Below are 23,882 nucleotides of genomic sequence, written 5' to 3'. Positions count from 1 at the left end.
GAGAGAGTGACTGGATCCATGAAACAAGAAGAAGGGGAAAAAGAAGCCGTCAGAGGGATTGACTGGACCCATGAAACAAGAAGAAGGGGAAAAAGAAGCCGTCAGAGGGAGAGACTGGAACCCTGAAACAAGAAGAAGGGGAAAAAGAAGCCGTCAGAGAGAGTGACTGGAACCCTGAAACAAGAAGAAGGGGAAAAAGAAGCCGTCAGAGAGAGTGACTGGAGCCCTAAAACAACAAGAAGAGGAAAAAGAAGCCGTCATAGAGAAAACCCCCCTTTAAAAATAGCCGGAGTCCTAGGCCTAGCTCTACGGAAAGCGAGTGACTGGAGCGAAATGGAACGAACATGTGAATACACGCAAGCCCAAAAACAACAAAGTATGCGAGTCAGCCTTTCAAAAAGTTGGTGACCAAACCATACGAAATATTTATTCTGTAAAACGGATAGTCACTTTATTTTGTGATTTCCAATATGTTTTCTTTTAAAGCTTTATTATAAAAGAGACATCTGAGAAATTACCAATAAATCATTCAATTTCCTTATGACCTCTCACTCCTCTCATATGCTATAATTCAGTTTGGACGAAAACCATTCAAAACTATTTTTGGTGCTGAATGAGCAAGTAGGTGGACTGTGATGAAGAAACAGATAAAAAACTATCGTTGTCCGATAACTTTGACGAATAAGGCAAAGGAAAAGATGCGAGTGCTCAAGCTTGATGAGCGTTCGTTTTTTTCGTTGGAGAAATCATTCCGTGTTTATATAGAAAAGTATCCACAGACAGAGGAACGACCTCTTTCAACGGCATTGTACTTTGATAATGAGGTAAATAGACGGATGGCCGACACGTACGATGGAATTGTCATCATTTTGCATTGTGTGGTTGAGAAGGACCGATTTATTGCAACGAATGTAACGACAAAAAAGGCTGGTTCATCCGTACAAACAAACTGGCGTCGTCCGGTCGATTTAGCGATAGATTTGAACGTACAGCCGGGCGTAATGGTTCCGATTGATTTGTTGCAATTAATTCATGAAATGCCCGTTGCGCAAGAAAGTTCAATGTATGTAAAAAAACGGATCGCGAGCTGGGAAGGGTACTTGAAAATTCAGGAACGTTCTGCAGATATTCCGGATATGACTTCCGGTTATTCTGGTGTTACATTCAATGATGATTTCACGCGTATGACGATTCGTGACTGCGAGTTTGATGATAAGGAGTGGAAGTCACTCAAAGATTTGAGTGTCAAATTAAAAGGGCTGGACCAAGATGTTGGAAAGGTGCTTAAAGCCAATCGAGCCACCCGTAAGATAGAGGTTGAACTTAATAAACATATGGGGGAACGGGCTAGACAGAACCAGCTTAACCTGAAGCAAAAAGAAGTAACCTTTAGTAACTTTGCTGCATTAAGCCAAGTGAAAAGACTGCGTCAAGGATTTAAGCATTTAGAAAATGGCTTAGCGGCCAATTCGGAGCTTGAGCAACTTTTGTTTGAAAACAAGCCACCGGTTCGAACACCGAAAAAGGTAGCCTCGTTGCAGTTTCATAACCGTTTAAACGAGTTCCAGAGAAAAGCCGTTACAGGTGCTATGTCTGCAGAAGACTTGTATGTTATTCAAGGGCCCCCTGGAACAGGGAAAACAACAGTGATATCTGAGATTTGCTTGCAAAATGCGAGGGCTGGGTTACGCACACTTGTTGCATCGCAGTCGAATTTGGCGGTCGACAATGCTCTTGGACGATTGTTAGCGAATAAAGACATTCGTATCCTTCGGGTCGGGCGCACAGAAAGCATTGAAGAAGAAGGTAAAAAGTTCATTGAAGAAAATGTCGGTCAGTATTGGAAAGACCATACGTTACAAGAAATCTCCACTCAATATGAAGCAAGGCAAAAACGAAATATTGAAATCGAAATAGAATGGAAAGAAAATGAACGGAAGATAGAGCAAGTAGAGCCGGAGCTTGCCCGGTTAGAAGCTGAGATCGAAGAGAAAAAGAAAGCGAAGGAACAGTTTAATGAAATCGAGGCCAGTATTAAAGAGCAACAAAAGCACGTGGATGAGGCCAAAGTGGAGCTGCAATCCGTTCGCAAACGCCATGAGGAGGCACGTCAGTCTATTCGTTTGTTGAACGAAGCGATTGAAAAAGATGATAGCTTTCTTCGTAATGAGCCAAGTGATGTCGAGATTCAAAAAGAAATTGAAGCCAATCAACAAGTGATTGTGCAATTGCAGCATAGCATCGCGTGTCAGGAGCTAGAAGATGAGATAGTTGAAAAATCACAATCGGTCAAGCGAGTGGAAGCTGAATGGGAAAAGTGGTCCAAGGAAACGCAGCAAATGGATGCTCTGATCACCAAAGTAACAGACGTAAAACAAGTAGATGGCTTGAAATGGATTATCCTAGAACAAAACTTAGAACGACCAGTTAAAGTCCAAGAGTTATTAGAGGAACTAAAGGAAATCCGTACAGAAATAAATCAGTTCGAAAAATTAAAAGAATATAACGAGAAATTAAACGGTGCAATCTCATATTTGGAACAGCTGCTGCAACGACAACGCATTTCGATTGACGAGATTAAGCAACGTGCGTTGAACAGATCAGTGGAATATACTGCTGTGGAGATCGATCAATTTCTTGACGAACTGAGAAGCAAATTGAAAGGCAAGACTATTTTTCCGAAAATGCTTGTGACAGACCTGGAAGGTTTATATAGTAGGAGACAATTTGTAAGGAAAAAGGCAACTCGCCTTAAGCCATATGATACGTATAAAAAAATGGCACTGGATGCTTTTCGGATGCTAAAGCAGGAAATAGTCGGACAACTTCAACATAAGCAAATGGAAAATAAAGTACTCTATCAAAAGTGGCAACGGGAGATGGACGAAGAAAAGACATCGCTTCATTCTCTTCAAAATAAGCATGAGCAAATGACAGCGACCACTGAACTAATAGCGAACGCCAAAGAATTGCTCTATCAAACAGAAACAAAAGCAGACGAATTAAATAATAAGAAAAAGCAATATGAACAAGTGAAAGAACGGTTTGATATGAATAGCTCTAAGCGCGAAAAAGAAACGGTGCTAGTACAGGAAGAGGAGCAAAAATCCGCACAAATTGAAGCGAACTTGACCCATTGGCAGAAGATGATCAAGGAGAAGGAAGAAGAACTAATCCCGTTAAAGAAAGCAGTGTCTGCCACACCGGAGGAGGAGCATGAACAAGTATTAAAGCAAATGGCGAGCCTCTCTTTTACAAGAGGGTCATTAGAACAGGAAAAAGAGAAACTTCCTCTTTTTCAGTCGATACAAGGGAAGTGGCTTTCCTTGTTGGAAGAAGCAAACGACCACGACCTCGATGAAATCCGGAAGCTGTATGTGAAGCATGCTAACGTTATCGGAACGACATGTGTTGCATCTGCGAGGAAAGATTTTATCGATAGCTTCCCTGTTTTTGATGTTGTAATCATCGATGAAGTGTCAAAAGCAACCCCACCGGAGCTTCTTTTGCCGATGCTAAAAGGGAAAAAGGTTATTTTAGTAGGAGACCATCACCAACTACCGCCTCTATTAGGTAACGATACACTAGAAGAAACATTAGAGGAGATGGCTGGCGAAAGTGACGATTTTGAAGGCAAAGTCGAATTGAAAAAGTTATTACATGAGTCGCTTTTTGAGCGATTGTTTAAGAACTTGCCAAATAGCAATAAAACAATGCTCGCTATTCAGTACCGAATGCATGAAAATATAATGAAAACCATTTCGCCATTTTATAATGAGGAAAACGAACGACTCCAATGTGGCTTACCAGATTCCGATTCAGATCGCGATCATTTGCTCGAATCATCTTCTATAAAGCGAGACAATCATCTATTATGGCTAGATATTCCAAACGAGCCGGCATTCTTTGAAGAAAGAATGAAAGGTGGAAAAAGTCTCTTTAATTCGGCTGAATTGAAGAGAATTGAGGAGTTGCTGATAGAATTGGATCAAGCAACTGCAGAAGCGAAAAAAGCTGGAAGAATGAAGGCTAATGAGAAGAAAAGCATTGGTGTCATTAGTTTTTACGGAGAACAAGTAAAACGGATTGATCGTTTAATTCAACAGGAATTGCGTTTGAACCACCTGATGATACGTACTGGGACAGTAGACAGGTTCCAAGGAATGGAAATGGATGTTATTTTGCTAAGCATGGTCCGTAACCATAATCAGAATAAGGATGACATCGGCTTTGCAAAAGACTATCGTCGGCTCAATGTTGCCCTTTCAAGAGCAAGAGAGCTGCTCGTTTTAATCGGCAGTACAACGATGTTTACCGAGCGTGCAAAACATGTAAATACTAGAAAAATGTATAGGCACGTATTAGAAGCTGTCAAATCGCAAAATGGACTGCGCACGCTTGAAGAGGTGAGATGAGCATGGATAAGGAAATGAAGTGGTTACGTGCTAGTTTGCTAGAGAATCGGGCCGTCGAAATCAAAGAGTCGGCGGTGTGGTATGTGCCAGTTGAGAGAATTGATGCAACATATAAAAGAGTAAAGCGTTCGAAAATGGATATCCTTATGAAAATGATGCTGCTCGCTTTTGAGGAAGCTGATATCCGGCGAGCAGCCAACTTATCGGAAATGCTATTAGTAGAGGAATTATTCATAACAGATTTAATTGAAAAAATGCAGCGAACAGGTTTGATTCGCTTGGAAAGAGCGATTTACAGACTTACACCCAAAGGGCATGAACAGCTGCAGACGGGAATCGTTGAAGAAGAAATGGACGAAGAATCAACAGAGCTTTATTACAGTCCCGTTCATGGTGAATTTTGGCCGGAGGTGACGGGGCCTGTACTTGAAATAGATGATGAGGAAAAACTTTACCGTTATGCAGAAACTAAGGACGATATTAATAAGGAGCGAATCTTGCACGTTCTCTCTGAACAGAAAAAGGGGCTCGATGATGACGGTTTTCAAACGGTAGTGGCTGACGTAGAAAGTTTTGAACAATTGAGTATCGAAAAGATTCCGTGTCTTGAATTTCGTTTGCACAACAAAGACCAAGACATCTTCTACGTGCGTGTCTGGAACACATGGCTCGAACGTTGGGATGATACACTGGAAAAACAGATAGAAGAGGAAGAGATAGCGAAGTGGAGAAAAAGATGGACACAAGCCTAAAGCAATAGGCCACATGGGGTCATGTTATAGTGATAAAGAAAAGAAGCGAAGTAGGCCATCGTGATGGAAATAGGGTTGGAGTAGACAGATTGGACGTTCCGATGGCTTTTACTTTTCATCTTCCTCGAAATAATAGATCTAAAAGAAAAAAAGTAACATAAGTTTATGGTTTTTATTGTGAGGGCTAGAATAGAATAAGGGGGGAGTTAAATGAACAAAAGAATAATAGGTTCAAACTCTCATGGATTTAATAACGAGGGTTTAATCGTGCACGCTTTGCATGGACGGAAGGTCAAAGAGCTAAATTCAAATCTAAAAAAATTTATTAAAGGTATATGCGCAGATAATGAATTAGCAATGTCAGACGATATAGTTTTAGAGGCGAGAGTAGAGTCTAGTAATAAGTTGAAACAAGATTTTTATATTACGTTAGCAGGAAAAGAATTTGGAATTAGTGTAAAAATGGGAACTGGCAATAGTGTACATCAAGAGAAAATTGAAGAATTTATTGAATGGCTAAGCAATCAACCAATTGAAGAAGTAACCGATGAAATAAAAGATTGTTTCAGGTTTTTTATTTGGGCAGATGGGTCAACGGACGGGAAAGCACCCATTGTAAAAGGTGAAGACGGAACCATTATTGGTAGATTTGGTGGTAAAGATTTCAAAAAACTTTATCCACAAAAAAGAGAGCGATTACAAAAGTTTTTAGATAAAAATGCAGCTGCTATCTTAAATAGGGCTATATTTCAAGGAAAGAACGAGAGTAAAGTTGATTATGTTTACCATGGAAATCCATTAAATGGGGTATGGATTTCAAAAGAAGAAATTTTAGCATTTAACATTCAAAATCCTAAATCCCAAAATACTACAAATGTGCCAACTCTAAGTGTCGGGAAATTGACTGTACAAGCTTGGAATGTAAGCTTAGAGGGAAAAACTGAACACAAAAGAGGGCAAATACAATTTAAGTATAGTTCAATGGTAGACGATTTTGAAAAATTAATGATGATGAAGGCAAGTAATATCGGAACATTTGAAGGGGACAAAGAAGAATTTAATTTATCAAGATTTATGAACAGAAACAAGAAACACAAATTTTGGAAGGTTCTTTCTGAGAAATGCAATTTAGATAACGATAAAGAAAACTACTATACAGTGAAAATTGATGAAAATAAGAAATCAAACCTCAGTGGTAAAAAGGTCAAATGTAAAAGTGATAATTTTGTTATAAAAGCAAATCTCAGTAAAGAATTTTTATTACAAAATGAATACCAAATAACAGAACAAGCGTTGGAACAAATTAAAGATTATGAAATAATTAAAGGATCTGGGATATCGGTTAAAAGAGCAGATTCAAAAAAATATACGATAGTGAAGTTAACACAAGCTACTTTTAAAAAGGCATTTGAAAACTATATAGACGGAATACAATTTATTATAGCAGCTTTGCTTGTATATACAAGAGAAGACAAGCAACAAATAAATAAAAAAATACTAGAAGATTTAAAAGTGAAAGAAGAAGATTTAAAACTGTACTTTTTTGAAAAGTATCGAATCAATGGCAATGGAATATCAGATAAAGGATTTCTGAACGATATTAGCAAGAAAGCTAAGGTAATTGTGAAGGAAATCATAGAAAACAATTCAGATTTAAAAGCAAGTTTATTTACCGGAAAAGGGTGGTTCGAGAATCCTTACTGTATTGATTTTATATTTAAAAATGGAGAATTAACTTCTGAAATTTATACAGACTATTCAATAAGCAATGGTTCAGGAAGAAGCAAAGGTAATTATACGATTATTTTAAAGCCACAATAATCTAAAATCGTTTGCTTAAATGCTTTATATATGCAACTTGAATCAAGGGCCAATTATTTTGTCTTGACTTTACGAGGTGCTTGAAATAAAATAAAACCAACAATTATGAATAAAGCAGGATTGTAACTGTTTAAGTGCAGGCAAGACCTAAAATGTGTAATTGGGATAACTATATCCCTTTTTATACCTTTTAGGTCTTTTTTTATTCATTATTGTTCATAGACTTTTTATTTAAAGGCTCGGTAATGCTAACTTTCTGATCCTGTTAGGGGTGTGACCATATATCATAGGTTGATTCTGAAAACGCATTCTAATTGCTTGAGACATCTGAGCAAAGAGCAATTGAAGCTTTAGGTTGAAATGAAAGTGAAATGCTAATGGCTGAGAATTTAATAGGTAACTAGGGATAGGAGGTTATAAGGGTGTTGAGTAAATTATTTGGTAAAAGCAGAAAAAAGACAGAAGAAACGATTGTAGCTCCAGCAACTGGGAAGTTGGTTAAAATTGAGGATGTACCAGACCCGACATTCTCACAAAAGATGATGGGGGATGGGTTTGCGATCGATCCTGCTGAAGGAAAAATAGTATCACCAGTCGATGGAGAGATTGTTCAAGTTTTTCCAACAAAACATGCGATAGGAATTCTTGGTGCTACTGGCATCGAAATTCTAGTACATATTGGGTTAGAAACAGTAGGCATGAATGGGGATGGTTTTGAAGTTCATGTAAAGCAAGGAGACAAAGTGAAATCCGGCCAACTGCTGGTTAGCTTTGATTTAAAGCTGATCGAGGAAAAAGCTGCAAGTACCATTACACCGATTGTCCTTACTAATGGAGAGATAATCGACTCACTCCAAAAGAATACAGAATTGGTTGATGTAACTAAAGGTGAAACTGAACTAATCAACCTTAAAGTTAACAGTTAAATTTAATTAGGTCTTACTCTCCAACTAAGCACTTTTAATATAGACAGGTTCAAACGTGACCAAAAGGAGGGAGAAAATGAAGAAGATAGCAGTTTTAACAAGTGGTGGAGATGCACCAGGAATGAATGCAGCAATTAGAGCGGTTGTTCGTAGTGGTATTTTTCACGGTTTATCTGTTGTAGGAGTACGATCTGGATATCAAGGTTTAATAGAGGGTGATTTTGTTCCGATGGACCTCGGTAGTGTCGGTGATATTATTCATCGTGGGGGAACTGCTTTATATAGTGCTCGGTGTGAAGACTTTAAAACGGCTGAAGGGCGAATGAGGGCTGTAGATCAAATTAAGGCACATTACATTGATGGTTTAGTTGTAATTGGTGGTGATGGTTCTTTTCGCGGCGCACAAAAATTATCGCAATTGGGCATTCCGACCATTGGAGTTCCAGGCACGATTGACAATGACATTCCTTTTACGGACTATACGGTGGGGTTTGACACGGCTTTAAATACTGTTATTGACAGTATTGACAAAATTAGAGATACGGCAACTTCTCACGAACGAACTTACGTGATAGAGGTAATGGGAAGGGATGCTGGTGATATTGCTTTAATGTCAGGGTTAGCAGGTGGTGCTGAATCAATTATTATACCAGAAGAGTCATATAACATTGATGAAGTAGTTAATCGTTTAGTTCATGGGCATAATCGTGGCAAAAAGCATAGCATTATCATTGTTGCAGAAGGTGTAGCTAGTGGTTCAGAAATAGGAAAGATGATTAGTGAAAGAACAGGATTTGATACTAGAGTAACTGTACTGGGTCATGTTCAACGGGGTGGATCGCCAACAGCGTTTGACCGTTTGTTAGGCAGCCGTATGGGAGCTGAGGCTGTATCGATGTTATTAGCAGGTAATAAAGGCGAGATGGTAGCAATTCAAAACAATCAAATGTTAGCAGTGCCACTACAAGATGTATTTAACGCAAAGCATAATGTTGATAACTCGCTACATTCATTAGCACTACGTCTTTCTATTTGATTTGCCTCAAAGGGACAAAAAATGACCGTCTGGGACGGATTTCGACCTTTGGGTTGAGTTTATCTACTAAATTATAATAAAAAAATTACATTATAAGAAGGGAATGGTATATATGCCATTAGTATCAATGAAAGAGATGTTAAACAAAGCTAAAGAAGAAGGATATGCAGTAGGACAATTTAATTTAAATAATCTAGAATATACACAAGCTATTTTACAAGCAGCAGAAGAAGAAAAGTCACCATTGATTTGTGGGGTTTCTGAAGGTGCTGCTCGTTACATGGGTGGATTTAATGTAGTTGTCGACATGGTGAAAGCTTTGATGAAGTCATACAGTGTAACAGTTCCTGTGGCCATTCATTTAGATCACGGTTCAAGCTTTGAAAAGTGTGCTGAAGCGATTCAAGCCGGCTTTACATCTGTCATGATTGATGGTTCACATCATCCACTTGAAGAGAACATTGCGTTAACGAAGAAAGTCGTAGAGCTTGCTCATATTCATGGAGTATCAGTTGAAGCGGAATTAGGCCGTATCGGTGGACAAGAGGATGACTTAATTGTTGATGATGCCGATGCCGCATATGCAATACCAGCAGAGTGTGATCAATTAGTATGTGAAACAAATGTAGATTGCTTCGCACCGGCACTAGGATCTGTACACGGACCATATAAAGGTGAGCCGAACCTTGGTTTTGATCGTATGAAAGAGGTTATGGATTTAACTGGGATTCCACTTGTATTACATGGAGGAACAGGTATCCCAACAAAAGATATTCAAAAGGCAATCTCACTTGGAACAGCAAAAATTAATGTAAACACAGAAAATCAAATTTCTTCTACAAAGGCCATCCGTGAAGTGCTAGAGGAAAATCCAAACGTATACGATCCACGTAAGTTTTTAGGACCGGCACGAGATGCAATTAAAGAAACAGTAAAAGGCAAGATGCGCGAGTTTGGGTCTTCAAATAAAGCGTAAGAAGTTAGACTTTAACCCCACTATTTACTGATGATAGTGGGGTTTTTGGATCGAAACGAGATATTTTTTGTCGATATGTCGCATGAGTTAAGAGCAGTTTTTTTAAAGTGGTAATGTGAAAGTTCACCTTTAGTTTCTATCATATTTTAACTAATTTATTAAAATCACTTCATTTTTTGTCGAAATAAAACTATTATTATATATAGTACTTTTGTAATTTGAACTGAGATTCGGTGAATAGAAAGGGGGGCTAAAGTCCAAGTTTGATATTAAAGTAAATTGAAATCTAATAACTCATATTAATACCAACCTTCGATAATGGCAAACCTAGCGAAAGCTGGGGACGCAAAGCTACGGGCCTAAAGAATTTATTCTATGGTAGCCGGGTTCCCGAAAAGATGGAATACATGTAAGAGGTTATGTTGTTATAATTTAACTTAATAGTGATGGCCAATTACCACAAATTTCACAGGACCAAAGTGTGGCTTTATTAAGGCTTAGCTTTTGGCTGATATTTGGCTGGACGTAACTTTAAGTAATAATCGTAATATTCAACATTAAGCCTTTAGTCTACCATTCTTTTTTGGTAGGCTTTTTTGTTTTGGGGATATAGAGAATAAAGGGTATTGGTAATTACTACTGTTTGTGAAGGAATAAAGATTTGCATTAAGAGAAAGACATTGATTTAAAAGAGTAAATATTAATTCTATAAAACCAATGAGAGGAGTCGAGGGTTTGAAAAGTTTAAAACTGAAAATACTAGGTGGATTTGGCTTAGTTTTGCTAACTGTTTTAATTATGGGTATATTTGGTTTTTGGGGTATTTCGAACTATACAAACGATGTTAGACAAATGGTGGAAGAGGAATATGAATTACTCAAAGCTGCCGAAGAGATGAAACATAATGTAACCTACCGTGTTGTAACAGCACGTGGATATATATTATATGGAGACGCTGAACTGGTTAAAGAATTCGAAGAACTCACAGAGTATTCGATCGCCACACAAGAGATGTTACTCGAGACATTAGGTAGCGATCCTGAATATGCTGAGGCGATTGCTGTAGCTGATGAAAAAACAGCAAGGTGGAGAAAGTTAATTACAGATGAAGTGGTTCCTACTTTTGATGATCATGATGGAGCATATGGGAATGGCAACACGGGGCAATATTCTCATACCTTTAAAAGACCTTCATTTGAACAAACCATTGATATTATGGAGGAATTTTGTACGGTTTATGCCATTGAAGCAATCCAAGCGTGGCAAATAATATTTGATTTGCAAGATGCCAAAATTGTAGAACTAGAAAAAGAGTTGATAGAGAACGGTCAAATCTTACAATGGACTTTTATCATAATTACTATTGTTGCTATTCTTATTGCCGTTATAGTGGCCTTAATTATGTCTAATATGATCGTTAATCCTATTTCTAGAGCTGCTAGCCGTTTGGAGGATGTAGCAAATGGAATCTTAACGGGAAAACCGTTGCCTGTTAATTCTAAGGACGAAGTCGGAGTATTAACAGAAAGTTTAAATGAAATGGTTGAAAATTTAAGAAGTCTTGTTGGGGAAGTGGAAAGTTCGTCGCGAACACTTGCTGCATCTTCAGATTATATGGCAGCTTCAAGTGATGAAGTACATAATGCTATAAACATAATTTCGAATAATGCACAAGCAGCCTCACAGGATGCCGAAAGTGGGAACGATACTATGCTAGAAGTATCAGCAACTTTATTAGAACTTTCTTCCCTAATACAAATTGCAAAAGAAAAATCATTTTCTTCAGCCAATAATTCTAAAAGTACGTATGAAACAGCAAATCGTGGGAAAAAGACTGTTGAAGAAGCCATTAATTGTATGAAGAACATAAAATCATCAACGGATGAAACAGAAAAATTTATTCAAACATTAGATGAGTATACAAAAGAGATTAAAACCATTACTGAAATGATAACTAATATATCACAACAAACGAATTTATTAGCTTTAAATGCAGCGATTGAAGCAGCTCGTGCAGGTGAGGCTGGAAAAGGTTTCGCAGTTGTCGCAGATGAGGTCAAGAAATTAGCTGAACAATCAAGTCAAGGGGCAACAAAAGTAGCAGAATTAATTTCACAAATCTCTAATAGTACGAGCGATACAGTTTGTGCGATTAAAGAAAGCAAGTCACAAGTTGATAAAGGTTCTTGCATAGTAAGCGAGTGTGGGGATTCATTAGAGGAAATTTTACAAGCTGTTAATAAAACAGTTACGGACATTGAGAATATTTCTGAAGTTACTAGCGAGGAAGTTGCATCGTCTGAAAAAATCATTGAATTAATCGATAGTCTTGCAACGGGTATTGAAAATACTTCTGTAAATGCTCAAGAAACATCTACTTCCTCTGATGGTACAAAAACATCTATGGAATCAGTCGCTTCTGTGGCAAATGAGACGAATATACTAGCTCAAACTTTAAGAAAAGCGGTAGAGAAATTTAAAATTTAAAAGGAGGGATGAAAATGGCTCAATCAATTGATGTACGTGAAAACAATGTATTTGTACAACTAAGTGGGGGGGTTTTTACAAAAGAAGCAACCCAATTGAGAGAAGAATTGACCAATTATATTGATCAAGGTTATAAATTTTTTACGTTTGACTTTAGTGAGGTCGAAAATATTGACAGTACAGGATTAGGTGTTCTAGTTACAGTAAGAAAACGTGTATTTACTAATGGTGGTGAGGTTATTGTTAAAAATTTAAACCAAAAAGTAAAAGAATTATTTGAACGTACACGGCTAAATAAATTTTTTGATATATCTTCTAATTTTTAAAAACTAACTTCTATCGTTATCTACTAACAGAAAGGAGAGTTAAAATAATTCAACTCTCCTTTCTGATATATATATAGGAACGTACGCTCTGTAAAGTCATTGGAGCGTATATAATTCCAAGTAAGTTTGTTTGCGATGCTCGCAATCTTTAAATCCGGAAGATGATAGGCTTTTAAACGATAGTAAAAGTAAGACTAAAGAGTTCTCCGAAAATCTCAACTCATTCGACATCCTTGTCACATTCTGCGCTTCCCTAGGAAATAGAAGAAATCAAAATCCGGGTAATTTCCCTCAATCGCTATATTGACAAAACACAAAACTTAATAGATAATGTGTTTAACTTAATAACTGGTACCTTTAATTCAGTCCCGTGAGGCTGGCAAGGTAGGTCGTTTACGATAGGGGATTCGTGTGTCTTTTTTGAAGCCTTATCTAACTATGCGTATCTAGGTTTCTTGTCAGCAGAAAAGGTTGATAAGAAACCTTTTTTGTGTGCAAAAACATCCAATCGTAACGAAAGCTTCAACCTCCATGGTGCCAGGAACCTAAAACATTGGAGGAGTTAACATGAAACAAACAAACACTAAAGTCGATCGTGATTATGCACTACAACCCGTCCCGCAATCTGCGAGACAAGGATTCTGGAAAATGTTCGCTGTGATGCTCGGACTAACATTTTTCTCAGCAAGTATGTGGTCTGGAGGGAGTCTTGGTGCAGGGTTAACGTTTACGCAGTTTATCTTAATTGTTATTGCAGGAAACTTAATTCTTGGACTTTATACGGGAACATTAGGTTATATCGCAGCGAAAACAGGATTGTCGACACATTTGTTAGCTCGTTACGCGTTTGGTGAGAAAGGTTCGTATGTTGCATCGTTCATGTTAGCTGCAACACAAATCGGTTGGTTTGGTGTTGGGGTGGCGATGTTTGCTTTCCCTGTACAAAAAGTAACAGGCATTGATACGTATCTTTTAATTGCGATTGCTGGTGTGTTAATGACAGCGACTGCTTATCTTGGAATGAAAGCTTTAACAGTACTAAGTATTGTAGCGGTACCGTCGATAGCGATTTTAGGAAGTATATCTACGTTTGAAGCAGCAACTACGGTTGGAGGTTTTGGGGGACTTTTAGAGTACCAACCAGCTGAGAGCATGGCGCTGGCTGCAGCATTAACAATTTGTATCGGTTCGTTTATTAGTGCAGGAACTTTAACACCAGACTTTGCACGCTTTGCGAAAACGAAGAAAACAGGATTTTTCACAACAGTAATTGCGTTCTTCATCGGGAACTCATTAATGTTTCTGTTCGGAGCAGTCGGAGCAATTGCAACTGGAGAGTCGGATATTTCTGAAGTGATGTTTTTACAAGGGTTAATCATTCCTGCTATTATTATTCTAGGTCTTAACATTTGGACGACGAATGACAATGCGTTGTATGCATCGGGATTAGGATTTTCGCATATTACAAAGATTTCTAAGAATAAAGTGGTTATCTTTAACGGGATTGTCGGTACGGTGTTGGCTATGTGGCTGTACAATAACTTTGTGGATTGGTTAACATTCCTAGGTTCTACACTGCCGCCAATCGGTGCGATTATCTTAGCAGATTATTTTATCGTTCGTCGTGGGAAAGAACTAAAAGAAAGTGCGATCCAAGCCGTAAACTGGTTGGCATTAGCTGCATGGGCAATCGGTGTACTAGCTGCGACATTTGCCCCAGGAATTGCCCCGTTAAATGCACTACTAGGTTCAGCACTTGCTTATGTTATCCTAACTTACATTAAGAACAGCAGAAATAAGCGTAGTAAAGAAGAAGAAGCAGTAAAAGAGCAGAAAAAGGTGAGCTAATTGTTAGTAAAAAATGCGAAACTACGTGGCCGTGAAGGTCTTTGGCAAATTTTAATCGAGAACAATCAAATTGAAACAATTTCTGAACAAGTTGAAGGATATGAAGGCGAGACACTCGATGTCGCAGGAAGTCTCGTCCTTCCTCCATTTGTGGAACCTCATATCCATCTTGATACGACTCTGACAGCAGGTGAGCCTGAATGGAATAAAAGTGGGACGTTATTTGAAGGCATTCAACGCTGGTCCGAAAGAAAAGAGTCTTTAACGAAAGAAGATGTTAAAACACGCGCGAAAAAAGCATTAACGTGGCAAATAGCCCAAGGCATCCAACATGTCCGTACGCATGTTGACGTTACGGATCCGTCATTAATTGCGTTAGAAGCGTTGTTAGAAGTAAAAGAGGAAATGTCTGAGAACGTTAATTTGCAACTAGTTGCGTTTCCTCAAGAAGGGATCTTATCGTATCCAAATGGAGAAGAGTTGCTTGAAGAAGCGCTTCGTATGGGAGCAGATGTTGTAGGGGGAATTCCTCATTTTGAATTCACACGCGAGTATGGTGTTGAGTCGATGAAAAAAGCGTTCGCGCTAGCTGAGAAATATGACCGCCTTATTGACATTCACTGTGATGAAATTGATGATGAGCAATCGCGTTTTGTCGAAGTCGTAGCAGCAGAAGCGTATCGGCTTGGAATGGGAGAGCGTGTAACAGCAAGCCATACAACAGCAATGCATTCATACAATGACGCGTATACGTCAAAGTTATTCCGTTTGCTTAAGCTTTCAAACATTAACTTTGTCGCCAACCCATTAGTAAATATCCATCTCCAAGGCCGTTTTGATTCGTACCCGAAACGCCGAGGAATTACACGAGTAAAGGAATTACAAGAGGCTGGCATCAATGTCTGCTTTGGACATGATGATATTTTTGACCCATGGTACCCTCTCGGAACAGGGAATATGCTACAAGTATTGCATATGGGAATCCATGTGTGTCAGCTGTTAGGGTATGACCAGATCGTCAATTCGATTGATTTGATTACAAAAAACAGTGCCAAAACATTGCATCTTGAAAATGAGTACGGAATTGAAGAGGGCAAACCTGCGAATTTGATTGTTCTAAGCGCAGAAGATGAGTATGATGCGATTCGTCGTCAAGTACCGGTACGTTATTCGATTCGTAATGGGAAGGTTATTGCTGAAACGAAGCCGAGTGAGACGTTTGTTGAGTTTGGCAATGGGAAAGAGCAGGTTCGGTTTAGTAAATAAATGATGATAAAAGGTTCGGCAGGGATGCCGGACCTTTTCCTATATATTCTTAATAGTGAAAGTAGAATTTGTCCAATCAAATTTGTATTAAAGCAGTAAAGTTGCCCTTCCTTTCTGTCATTTCAGACATAACTTATAACACCAGATTTCATACTCCTTAGTTTGAAAGCTGCAATCGAATATAAGGGGGGCAATCATTGAAAACGTATTTAACAACCTTAGTTTCTGATGATTATTTGTTAGGCGTGTTAGCTCTCCATCAATCATTGATTGAGACAAACCCTAAATATGATTTTAAAGTTTTATTAACTCAAAATATATCAAGTTCATGTGAGGAGGCATTGGAACGGAAAAATATTAAAACAAAACGTTTAAAACGTGAATTTAAAATGGAAGAAAAGTATCAAAAGAGAAATAATAAACGTGGAAAAGAAAATTGGAACCAAACATTAAACAAATTACTGATATTTGATGAAATAGAATACGAGAAAATTGTCTGTTTAGATAGTGATATGATGATCGTTCAAAATATAGACTGTTTGTTTCAGAAAGGTCATATGTCAGCGGTTATGGCAGATCTTCTTTCTCCGGGGCATGAAGGGTGGCGTTCAATTAATTCCGGTTTAATGGTGATCAAACCACAGTTAGGATTAAGTGATTCTATCTTTGAACATATACAAACATTCGGACAATATAAAGAGCAAATTGGGGATCAAGATTTGTTAAACGTACATTATCCAGACTGGCCCAATTGTCCTTATCTTCACTTGGATCAAAAATATAACGTATTTAATAGGTCAATCCAGTATTATGTTGATAACCATGGTTATAATGTAAACTTTGATTCGCCTGATGAAAAGACAATTGCAGTCATTCATTTTACCGGGTCACCAAAACCTTGGTTGGAAACAACAAAAGGGAATGAAAAGGTGATTAGAAGATATAAAAAAAAGGGTAGAAAGCACAGTGCAAAGATGCTAGCTAAATATCTAAAGCTTATCGAAAGGGTACGGAGCGAATTCGTGTAGAACTAGAGTTATTAATTTCTAACAATAGCGCATAATTACTCAATAACTCGTAAACTTCTTTTCCGATATAATAAGGGGGCTATAATGCCTCCCTGATAACTTCGGTCGCCATTGATGCACATTTACACATGAAGTATATAGTCCCGGACATTATACGTATTTGCGTAATCCCAATGAAAAGTAAGGGAATAAGATTTTTAGGTAAGTAATTATACTGAAACTTTCATTTGACCGGACTGGTCATTTTTTGTTACATTAATATTGACCACAGTGGTCAATTGTTTAAAGGAAGGAGATACGCATCATTAATTCTAAGTTCAAAAGTTTAAAAACAGAAAAACAAGAGCGAATCATCAATGTGGCTCTAAAGGAATTTGTAAAAAATGGTTTTGAGAAAGCCTCAACAAATGAAATTGTAAAAGAGGCAGGAATTTCGAAAGGGTCATTATTCAATTATTTTAATAATAAAAAGGATTTATATGTTTTTTTAATTGATTATGGGATTGAAATAATAGAGAAAATTTACGAAGAGATTGATCTCGATCAATCTGACATTTTTATAAGGCTCGGGGAAATTGGATTAATAAAATTCAATATTCAAAAAAAATTCCCACACGTTTTTGATTTCTTTAATGCAGCGACACATGAGGAAGCAGATGAAGTGAAGGCTGATATTGATCAACGTATGAAACATACCCTTGATAGAGGTTTTGAGAAGCTTTATGAAAATATTGATTACTCCAAATTTCGAGATGATGTTGATATTCAAAAGGCGATTAAAATTTTGAACTGGACGATGATTGGATTTGCAGAGGAGGCAAAGAAAAAGTTTACTTCTTTTGAGGAATTGGGAAGAGAGCATTTAGACGAATGGGAGAGCTATTCTGAATTACTGAAGCGCAGCTTTTACAGGTAAAGAGGGGGAGTAAAGATGAGCGTTTTAAAAGTGAAAAACCTTACGAAAACGTTTGGTAAGTTTAAGGCTTTAGATCAAGTCAATTTAGAAGTGGAAAGTGGAGAAGTGCTTGGCTTTATCGGTCCAAATGGAGCTGGGAAATCTACTGCAATTCGGGTTTTTCTCGGTATTTTAAAGGCCAGTGAGGGGGATGTGGAAATTTTCGGTAAGGATGCATGGGAAGATGCTGTTGAGATTCATAAACGAGTGGCCTATGTTCCTGGGGATGTTAATTTATGGCCAAATTTAACGGGTGGAGAAGTAATTGATCTATTTGTGAAATTACGTGGCACCGATTATAAAAGTAGGAGAGATGAATTAATTAAGAAGTTTAATTTAGACCCTTCAAAGAAATGTCGGACATATTCAAAAGGGAATAGACAAAAAGTGGCGCTAATTGCTGCCTTTTCATCTGATGCAGATTTGTATATTTTAGATGAACCGACGTCGGGGTTAGATCCATTGATGGAGCGAGTTTTCCAAGAATTTGTAATGGAAGTGAAAAGCAAAGGAAAAAGTGTGATACTTTCTAGTCATATTCTCTCCGAAGTCGAAAAGCTATGTGATAAAGTCGCTATCATTCGCCAGGGTCGGATCATCGAAACAGGAACATTAAAAGAGCTTCGTCACTTGACTCGCACTCAAATTCTTGTCGAGACAAAACAGCCTATAGTAAAGATTGAAGAATTAAAAGGGATACATGATCTTGAAGAAACGGATCAAGGGTTGTCATTTCAAGTGAATACAGAGGACTTGGACGAAATTATTAAATACATTAGCAAGTTTGGAATAGTCAAGCTAGAAAGTGCTCCTCCTGCTTTGGAAGATTTGTTTATGCGCCATTATGAAGGAAAAGGCCAACCATCGGATGTAGGAGTGGGAGGTGTGCACTGATGGCTCAAAATAATTTGGCAAAAGTGGGCAACCTTTCGCGATTTATTCTTCGGCTTGACCGGTTCCGAATTCCGATCTGGATCATCGCTCTTACATTTTTTACATTAATTGTTCCAGTTTCGTTTGTTGGACTATACGAAACAGAGTTGGAAAGAAATGCGATGGCTGAAACAATGGCTAATCCAGCGATGATTGCAATGGTGGGGCCTGGAGACTTAGTAAATTATACTGTTGGTGCGATGACAGCCCACCAAATGTTGCTGATAACAGCTGTTGTAGTTGGACTAATGAGTATTTTGCTAGTAACTCGTCATACAAGAGGGGATGAGGAGGATGGCCGTATTGAACTGGTTCGTTCCTTGCCGGTCGGGCGAGTTTCTTATTTAAACGCTTCTTTATTAGTTGTCTGTCTGGCTAATGTGGCATTAGCCTTAATTACAGCCTTTGGATTATACTCGCTTGGAATTGAAAGCATGGATTTACATGGATCGCTGCTTTATGGTGCTGTTTTGGGGGGAACGGGCTTGGTGTTTGCTGGAGTGACAGCCGTTTTTGCTCAACTTTCTGAAAGTTCACGAGGGACGGTAGGTTGGTCAATTGCTATATTACTTGGTGCATATCTCTTCAGGGCAGTTACTGATATTAGCAATGAAACACTCTCTTGGCTGTCACCATTAGGGTGGGTAACGAAAACAGAAACATATACTTCAAATAATTGGGGACCTATTTTCTTGATGGTAGCAACTTCTGTTTTCTTAGTTATTCTGGCAAATTATTTACACTCTATTCGCGATCTTGAAAGAGGTTTTTTACCGTCAAGACCAGGAAGAACATCTGCCTCGTTCTTTTTACAAGGTCCAATCGGTCTGGCCTTAAGACTTCAGCGAATTAGTTTTATCGCGTGGGGGATTGGATTATTTATAATGGGTGCTTCTTATGGATCAGTTTTAGGAGATATGGAAGCGTTTTTTGAAGGAAACGAACTGATGGAACAAATGCTTCAGCCGGCAGAGGGTGCTACACTGACAGAGCAATTTATTCCGATGTTACTTGTTGTTATGGCAATTTTAGCAACTATTCCACCAGTTATGGCTATGAATAAACTACGCGTGGAGGAAAAAAAAGATCGGCTCGTGCATTTGGTAGGAAGAGCTGTCTCACGGACACAAGTGATGGGTTCGTATTTCATCATAGCTGTTGTTAATGGCTTTGTTATGTTATCACTCGGTGCAATAGGCTTGTGGTTTGCTGGAGCTGCTGTAATGGATGAAGGTCTTAAGTTTGGGATGATTTACGGTGCAGCTATGGCGTACTATCCTGCACTATTAGTCATGATCAGTATTGCTGTATTTCTGATCGGATTCTTGTCAAGACAAAATACGCTCATTTGGCTGTATCTGCTCTATTCCTTTATTGTTATTTATTTCGGAGGGTTAATGCAATTTCCAGAATGGCTAGGGAAGTTGTCTCCATTTGGGCATGTAGCGCAAGCCCCTATTGAACCAGTGACGTTTCTGCCTTTGTTTGTAATGTGTTTGGTGTCAGGCATTTTTACAGTAATAGGCTTTGTTGGTTTTAAGAAGCGTGATATAGAGTAAGTCATGTACCTAGCGCCCTTAATGACGCGCCGAACTTTATAACGTATATTTCTCCTTATAGTTCTAATAATACAAAAAAAGGAGTGATACTTATGGCAAAACGCAATGGCAAAACGAATGCAGATCAAAAGAATAAACAAGGATTTGACTCAAGCAAAACAGATTCAGAGTTCTCGAAAGAAATGGGTAGTGCTGCTGCAAACCGAGCTCATAAAGAAAAAGCTAAAAAAATGAAATCATCCAAAAACCAAGGTGAGTGGAAAGGGATGCATTGATTCATTATTAATAGCAACGTAAAGTCTTCCTGTTCCCAAGCAGGGGACTTTTTTTGTGCATTCTGATAGTGAAGTCACTACTGTGTCATAACTTTTTAAAAGTGATCACTGGGATAATGACGCAAAGGAGTTGTCATATGTTAAATGGAGAAATAATAATCATTACTGGAAAGCCTTTTGAAGGCCAAAACGCCTCAAGAAGAGTAGAGAAAAGACCTTCATAAGCAAGCAAAGGGAATAATTAACCAATTTTTACTAATCTTTTTACCGTATTTATATAATAAACATATAAAAACCCTACTTAATAAGTATTTATCAGAAAATTCAGATTGTGTTAAGATGAGTTTATGAGGAGCTGAAAGGAGGTCGACTTTCATTTGGATTGCTTTTTAGTCTGTTTTTGTAAACGTTTTCTGCACTTATAAATAATAATGATATTACAATATGACAGACTTCTAGCATGTTACTAATTCTAGATTTTTCGTTCTTTTAAAACTACTTTATGAAAAATGAGGGGGAAATAATTATGAAATCTAAATCTGAATTAAGAGTGGCTATTATTGGGGGAGGCATTGGAGGCGCAGCGACTGCTGTTGCTTTACAAAATGAAGGGATTCGTGCAGACATTTATGAGCAAGCTCCGGCTATAAAAGAAGTTGGTGCTGGGATTGGAATGCGTCCACCTACCGTGCATTTTTTCAAGAATTGGGGGATCTATGAAGAGATAGAGAGGAAGAGTTCGAAAAGTGACTTTATGGAAGTAGTAGCAGCGAATGGAACAGTTTTAGTAAGTGAAAGATGGCCGCTTTTAACTGACAATCCAGATGAAAAATGGGCGAGATTAGTACATCGAGCAGACCTAATTGATACTTTTGTTAACCAATTACCACCTAGCTCCATTCATTTAAGTCACAGGTTAGAGTCGATTATAGATCATGGAGATTATGCTGAAGTTCATTTTGAAAATGGTCATTCAATCGAAGCAGATTTGGTTATAGGAGCTGATGGGATTCGCTCTAAAGTTCGTTCGCAGTTATTTAGTGATACAAAGCCTCTTTATTCTGGTACGCATGCTTACCGTGCTGTTGTAAATGACAAAGAGGCATTTGAACTAGTTCCGGATAACACTTTTAAAGTTTTCGTAGATGGTGGTGTCCAAGTATATATTTTACCGTTACATCATAGAAATCAAGTTTCGTTTGATGTTACGCTTCAATCTTCAGATCCATCATGGAGGCCAATTGTAGATAGAAAAGACATCTTGAAACACTTAACAAACTTTGACCCTAAAATCCAGAAGGTAGCAGCAAATGTAGAAGAATACACGTGTAGAGCAATTTATGATATAGATTCAATAGATAATTGGCATTCAAAATGTATAACATTATTAGGCGATGCAGCACATGCAATGCTTCATCATACAGGACAAGGTGCAAATAGTGCTATACAAGATGCAGGAGTTTTGGGTGAGGCTATACGTGAAGCTGATTCAATTCTAGAAGCATTACAAATTTATAAGGCAAGAAGAAAGCCAGTAACAGATAAATATCAAGAATTATCTCGGCAGGAACCAACACCAGAAACTGATACAGCGTTCCCAGAAAAGGAACATTTTGAAGAAGCTTGAGGATAAGATGCGAAAAAGATGATTCTGCAGGTACCTGCATATATCATTGTAATAACAATATTATATTGTTTTGATGTGTTTGTGTCTGGTGTGTATAGATTACGTGTTCGTAACAGAGCTCTATGACTATTCTCTTCTTGACTTAATTAACTCCTTCGACGAAGAGAAAGTATGGGAACAGGCGAGGAATTATAGCATTAAGTGATTTATTTAATGATAGTAAGTTTCCGATGTAGTAATATAGTAAAAGAAGTCAGGCATCGCCCGTACCATTTTCGAGGCAGCATATATGTGTGAGATCAGTTAGACCATCTCTATCAGGTGATAGATCTCCTTGTGGCAAGGGAAGTACATTACATCTCTTTTGAGGACCAGAAACTGGGTTGCTTCCTAGCCCATTCTATCACCCTGGAATTACCTGCTAGAACTAAGGAGGAAGGTACCAACACTGAGTTGGTTGAGCAGCTTCTGATTTCATAGCCTTACGAATCTACTGCCGATGTCGAATTCGTATTCTCAACCACAGAAACATAGGACTTGCTAATTGAAAGTTCGTTAAATGTATAATGTTTCCTGTTGGAAGAGAATTAGCAACGCCAATTCGCTCTTTGAGTGAGTAGTTGGCATCAAAATCGAAGGAGCGATTTAAAAGCTATGAATAATTCAAACATCATCTCGAGGGTGTACGGCCACAACATATGTACACGCGACACCACTATTATGGATACAGGAGGAGGTACTGGTGGTGATAGGTTGATGGTTAGCCTGTTACCGCTTTCACTGTGGCCTCACTTCAGACCTGCGTCACTGGAGGCTAACAATGACTAGACATATCGACACCAGAACAATTGATCGAAACTCTCCGGTGCCACTCTATCGTCAGATTAAAGAGATTCTCATTGCGGAACTACAGTCTGCTGAAGGGGAGACAGGCCGTCCCTTTAGTACGGAGGAGGAGCTCGTTCGCCGTTTTCATGTGAGCCGATCACCGGTTCGTCAGGCGCTGAAGGAGCTCGCTGATGAGGGCTACGTGTACAGGGAGCGTGCAAAGGGTACCTTCCCTGTAAAAGGCCTTCCCGTGCGCCCCCCAGGGCTTGAACTTGGTGGGTTGATCGATTATTTTCGTGCCCAGGGGCTAGAATATGACTCGCGAGTACTAGAAGTTGACCGGATCCAGCCTATGGAGAATTTGTGCCAACATCTTGGCCTTGATTCGAGCGATGAGGTCCTGCACATCTCTCGTCTGATTTTATTCGAGGGGAAACCACTCGTATGGACGCAAACTTATTTGAATGTTCCTGAGAGTTTCCAACCGAGCGTAAAGGAGCTTGAGGAGGCCGGCAATGTCTTCGTGCTCCTTGAACGCGATCTGGGCACCTCTCTGACCCGAGGTGAACACCAGATTTGGGCGACGAGAGCGAGCGATGAGGATGCGAAGGCACTAGGCGTTAAGACCGGAGATCCGATCCTCGTAGTGGAGACTACGATGTATTCCCGTGATAACATCTTAACCGGTTGGAGACGAGCCGTTCACAAGGCTGATGACTACAAGTATACTTTTACAGTAAATCGGTAAGCTTACCTTAACATGGTATAGGAATAAGGGTCAGAGGGCGAGTTAGCAACACACTTACTGCAGGCTGTTGAGTTTT

General features: G+C 38.6%; 17 protein-coding genes and 1 riboswitch. All 17 genes read left to right on the top strand.

Annotated features, from left to right (window positions below; translation table 11 throughout):
• Nucleotides 1-635: 635 nt before the first annotated feature.
• The 17 genes from AC1FXZ_RS06635 (at nt 636) to AC1FXZ_RS06555 (ending at nt 23,806) form a co-directional block, all read left to right on the top strand.
• A complete protein-coding gene (locus tag AC1FXZ_RS06635) occupies nt 636-4,415 on the top strand; it encodes a DEAD/DEAH box helicase (RefSeq protein ID WP_480051925.1) in 3,780 nt (1,259 codons plus the stop codon).
• 2 nt (nt 4,416-4,417) lie between these two features.
• Entirely contained in the window at nt 4,418-5,167 is a 750-nt protein-coding gene (locus AC1FXZ_RS06630) for a hypothetical protein (protein WP_480051924.1), read from the top strand.
• A gap of 210 nt (nt 5,168-5,377) precedes the next feature.
• Nucleotides 5,378-6,988 (top strand): hypothetical protein, encoded by a 1,611-nt coding sequence (locus tag AC1FXZ_RS06625; protein ID WP_480051923.1) that lies wholly within the window; start codon nt 5,378-5,380, stop codon nt 6,986-6,988.
• A 422-nt stretch (nt 6,989-7,410) separates the two neighbouring features.
• On the top strand, nt 7,411-7,914 hold the full coding sequence (locus AC1FXZ_RS06620) for a PTS sugar transporter subunit IIA (protein WP_480051922.1): 504 nt from the start codon (nt 7,411-7,413) through the stop codon (nt 7,912-7,914).
• A 76-nt stretch (nt 7,915-7,990) separates the two neighbouring features.
• Nucleotides 7,991-8,950: a 6-phosphofructokinase gene (gene pfkA / locus AC1FXZ_RS06615; RefSeq protein ID WP_480051921.1), complete on the top strand. Its 960-nt coding sequence runs from the start codon at nt 7,991-7,993 to the stop codon at nt 8,948-8,950.
• A gap of 112 nt (nt 8,951-9,062) precedes the next feature.
• Entirely contained in the window at nt 9,063-9,926 is an 864-nt protein-coding gene (gene fba / locus AC1FXZ_RS06610; RefSeq protein ID WP_480051920.1) for a class II fructose-1,6-bisphosphate aldolase, read from the top strand.
• Nucleotides 9,927-10,236: 310 nt separating this feature from the next.
• A riboswitch (cyclic di-GMP riboswitch) is annotated at nt 10,237-10,321 on the top strand.
• 340 nt (nt 10,322-10,661) lie between these two features.
• A complete protein-coding gene (locus AC1FXZ_RS06605) occupies nt 10,662-12,413 on the top strand; it encodes a methyl-accepting chemotaxis protein (protein WP_480051919.1) in 1,752 nt (583 codons plus the stop codon).
• Between the two features lie 14 nt (nt 12,414-12,427).
• On the top strand, nt 12,428-12,739 hold the full coding sequence (locus AC1FXZ_RS06600) for an STAS domain-containing protein (RefSeq protein ID WP_480051918.1): 312 nt from the start codon (nt 12,428-12,430) through the stop codon (nt 12,737-12,739).
• A gap of 567 nt (nt 12,740-13,306) precedes the next feature.
• Nucleotides 13,307-14,587 (top strand): cytosine permease, encoded by a 1,281-nt coding sequence (gene codB / locus AC1FXZ_RS06595; protein ID WP_480051917.1) that lies wholly within the window; start codon nt 13,307-13,309, stop codon nt 14,585-14,587.
• Nucleotides 14,588-15,853: a cytosine deaminase gene (locus AC1FXZ_RS06590; RefSeq protein WP_480051916.1), complete on the top strand. Its 1,266-nt coding sequence runs from the start codon at nt 14,588-14,590 to the stop codon at nt 15,851-15,853.
• Nucleotides 15,854-16,050: 197 nt separating this feature from the next.
• Nucleotides 16,051-16,881 carry a glycosyltransferase gene (locus tag AC1FXZ_RS06585; RefSeq protein WP_480051915.1) on the top strand — a complete coding sequence of 277 codons (831 nt, stop codon included), beginning with the start codon at nt 16,051-16,053 and terminating at the stop codon, nt 16,879-16,881.
• A 358-nt stretch (nt 16,882-17,239) separates the two neighbouring features.
• Complete coding sequence (locus tag AC1FXZ_RS06580) at nt 17,240-17,797, top strand: TetR/AcrR family transcriptional regulator (protein ID WP_480051914.1); 558 nt, start codon at nt 17,240-17,242, stop codon at nt 17,795-17,797.
• Between the two features lie 15 nt (nt 17,798-17,812).
• Complete coding sequence (locus AC1FXZ_RS06575; RefSeq protein WP_480051913.1) at nt 17,813-18,730, top strand: ABC transporter ATP-binding protein; 918 nt, start codon at nt 17,813-17,815, stop codon at nt 18,728-18,730.
• A complete protein-coding gene (locus tag AC1FXZ_RS06570; protein ID WP_480051912.1) occupies nt 18,730-20,328 on the top strand; it encodes an ABC transporter permease in 1,599 nt (532 codons plus the stop codon). The genes AC1FXZ_RS06575 and AC1FXZ_RS06570 overlap by 1 nt, the downstream gene beginning before the upstream one ends.
• Nucleotides 20,329-20,420: 92 nt before the next feature.
• Nucleotides 20,421-20,603, top strand: a complete 183-nt coding sequence (locus AC1FXZ_RS06565; RefSeq protein ID WP_480051911.1) for a hypothetical protein — start codon at nt 20,421-20,423, stop codon at nt 20,601-20,603.
• A 526-nt stretch (nt 20,604-21,129) separates the two neighbouring features.
• On the top strand, nt 21,130-22,230 hold the full coding sequence (locus AC1FXZ_RS06560) for an FAD-dependent oxidoreductase (RefSeq protein WP_480051910.1): 1,101 nt from the start codon (nt 21,130-21,132) through the stop codon (nt 22,228-22,230).
• 820 nt (nt 22,231-23,050) lie between these two features.
• Entirely contained in the window at nt 23,051-23,806 is a 756-nt protein-coding gene (locus tag AC1FXZ_RS06555; protein ID WP_480051909.1) for a GntR family transcriptional regulator, read from the top strand.
• Nucleotides 23,807-23,882: the final 76 nt, after the last annotated feature.

It is taken from the genome of Halalkalibacter sp. HAAS-P014 (assembly GCF_056619965.1).
This window is presented reverse-complemented; position numbering and strand designations above follow the sequence as displayed.

Excerpts from the sequence above, each read along its gene's own strand:
- AC1FXZ_RS06635 (WP_480051925.1), top strand. The coding sequence starts at position 636 with ATGAAGAAACAGATAAAAAACTATCGTTGTCCGATAACTTTGACGAAT.
- AC1FXZ_RS06630 (WP_480051924.1), top strand. The coding sequence starts at position 4,418 with ATGGATAAGGAAATGAAGTGGTTACGTGCTAGTTTGCTAGAGAATCGG.
- AC1FXZ_RS06625 (WP_480051923.1), top strand. The coding sequence starts at position 5,378 with ATGAACAAAAGAATAATAGGTTCAAACTCTCATGGATTTAATAACGAG.
- pfkA (WP_480051921.1), top strand. The coding sequence starts at position 7,991 with ATGAAGAAGATAGCAGTTTTAACAAGTGGTGGAGATGCACCAGGAATG.
- fba (WP_480051920.1), top strand. The coding sequence starts at position 9,063 with ATGCCATTAGTATCAATGAAAGAGATGTTAAACAAAGCTAAAGAAGAA.
- AC1FXZ_RS06600 (WP_480051918.1), top strand. The coding sequence starts at position 12,428 with ATGGCTCAATCAATTGATGTACGTGAAAACAATGTATTTGTACAACTA.
- codB (WP_480051917.1), top strand. The coding sequence starts at position 13,307 with ATGAAACAAACAAACACTAAAGTCGATCGTGATTATGCACTACAACCC.
- AC1FXZ_RS06575 (WP_480051913.1), top strand. The coding sequence starts at position 17,813 with ATGAGCGTTTTAAAAGTGAAAAACCTTACGAAAACGTTTGGTAAGTTT.
- AC1FXZ_RS06570 (WP_480051912.1), top strand. The coding sequence starts at position 18,730 with ATGGCTCAAAATAATTTGGCAAAAGTGGGCAACCTTTCGCGATTTATT.
- AC1FXZ_RS06565 (WP_480051911.1), top strand. The coding sequence starts at position 20,421 with ATGGCAAAACGCAATGGCAAAACGAATGCAGATCAAAAGAATAAACAA.
- AC1FXZ_RS06560 (WP_480051910.1), top strand. The coding sequence starts at position 21,130 with ATGAAATCTAAATCTGAATTAAGAGTGGCTATTATTGGGGGAGGCATT.
- AC1FXZ_RS06555 (WP_480051909.1), top strand. The coding sequence starts at position 23,051 with ATGACTAGACATATCGACACCAGAACAATTGATCGAAACTCTCCGGTG.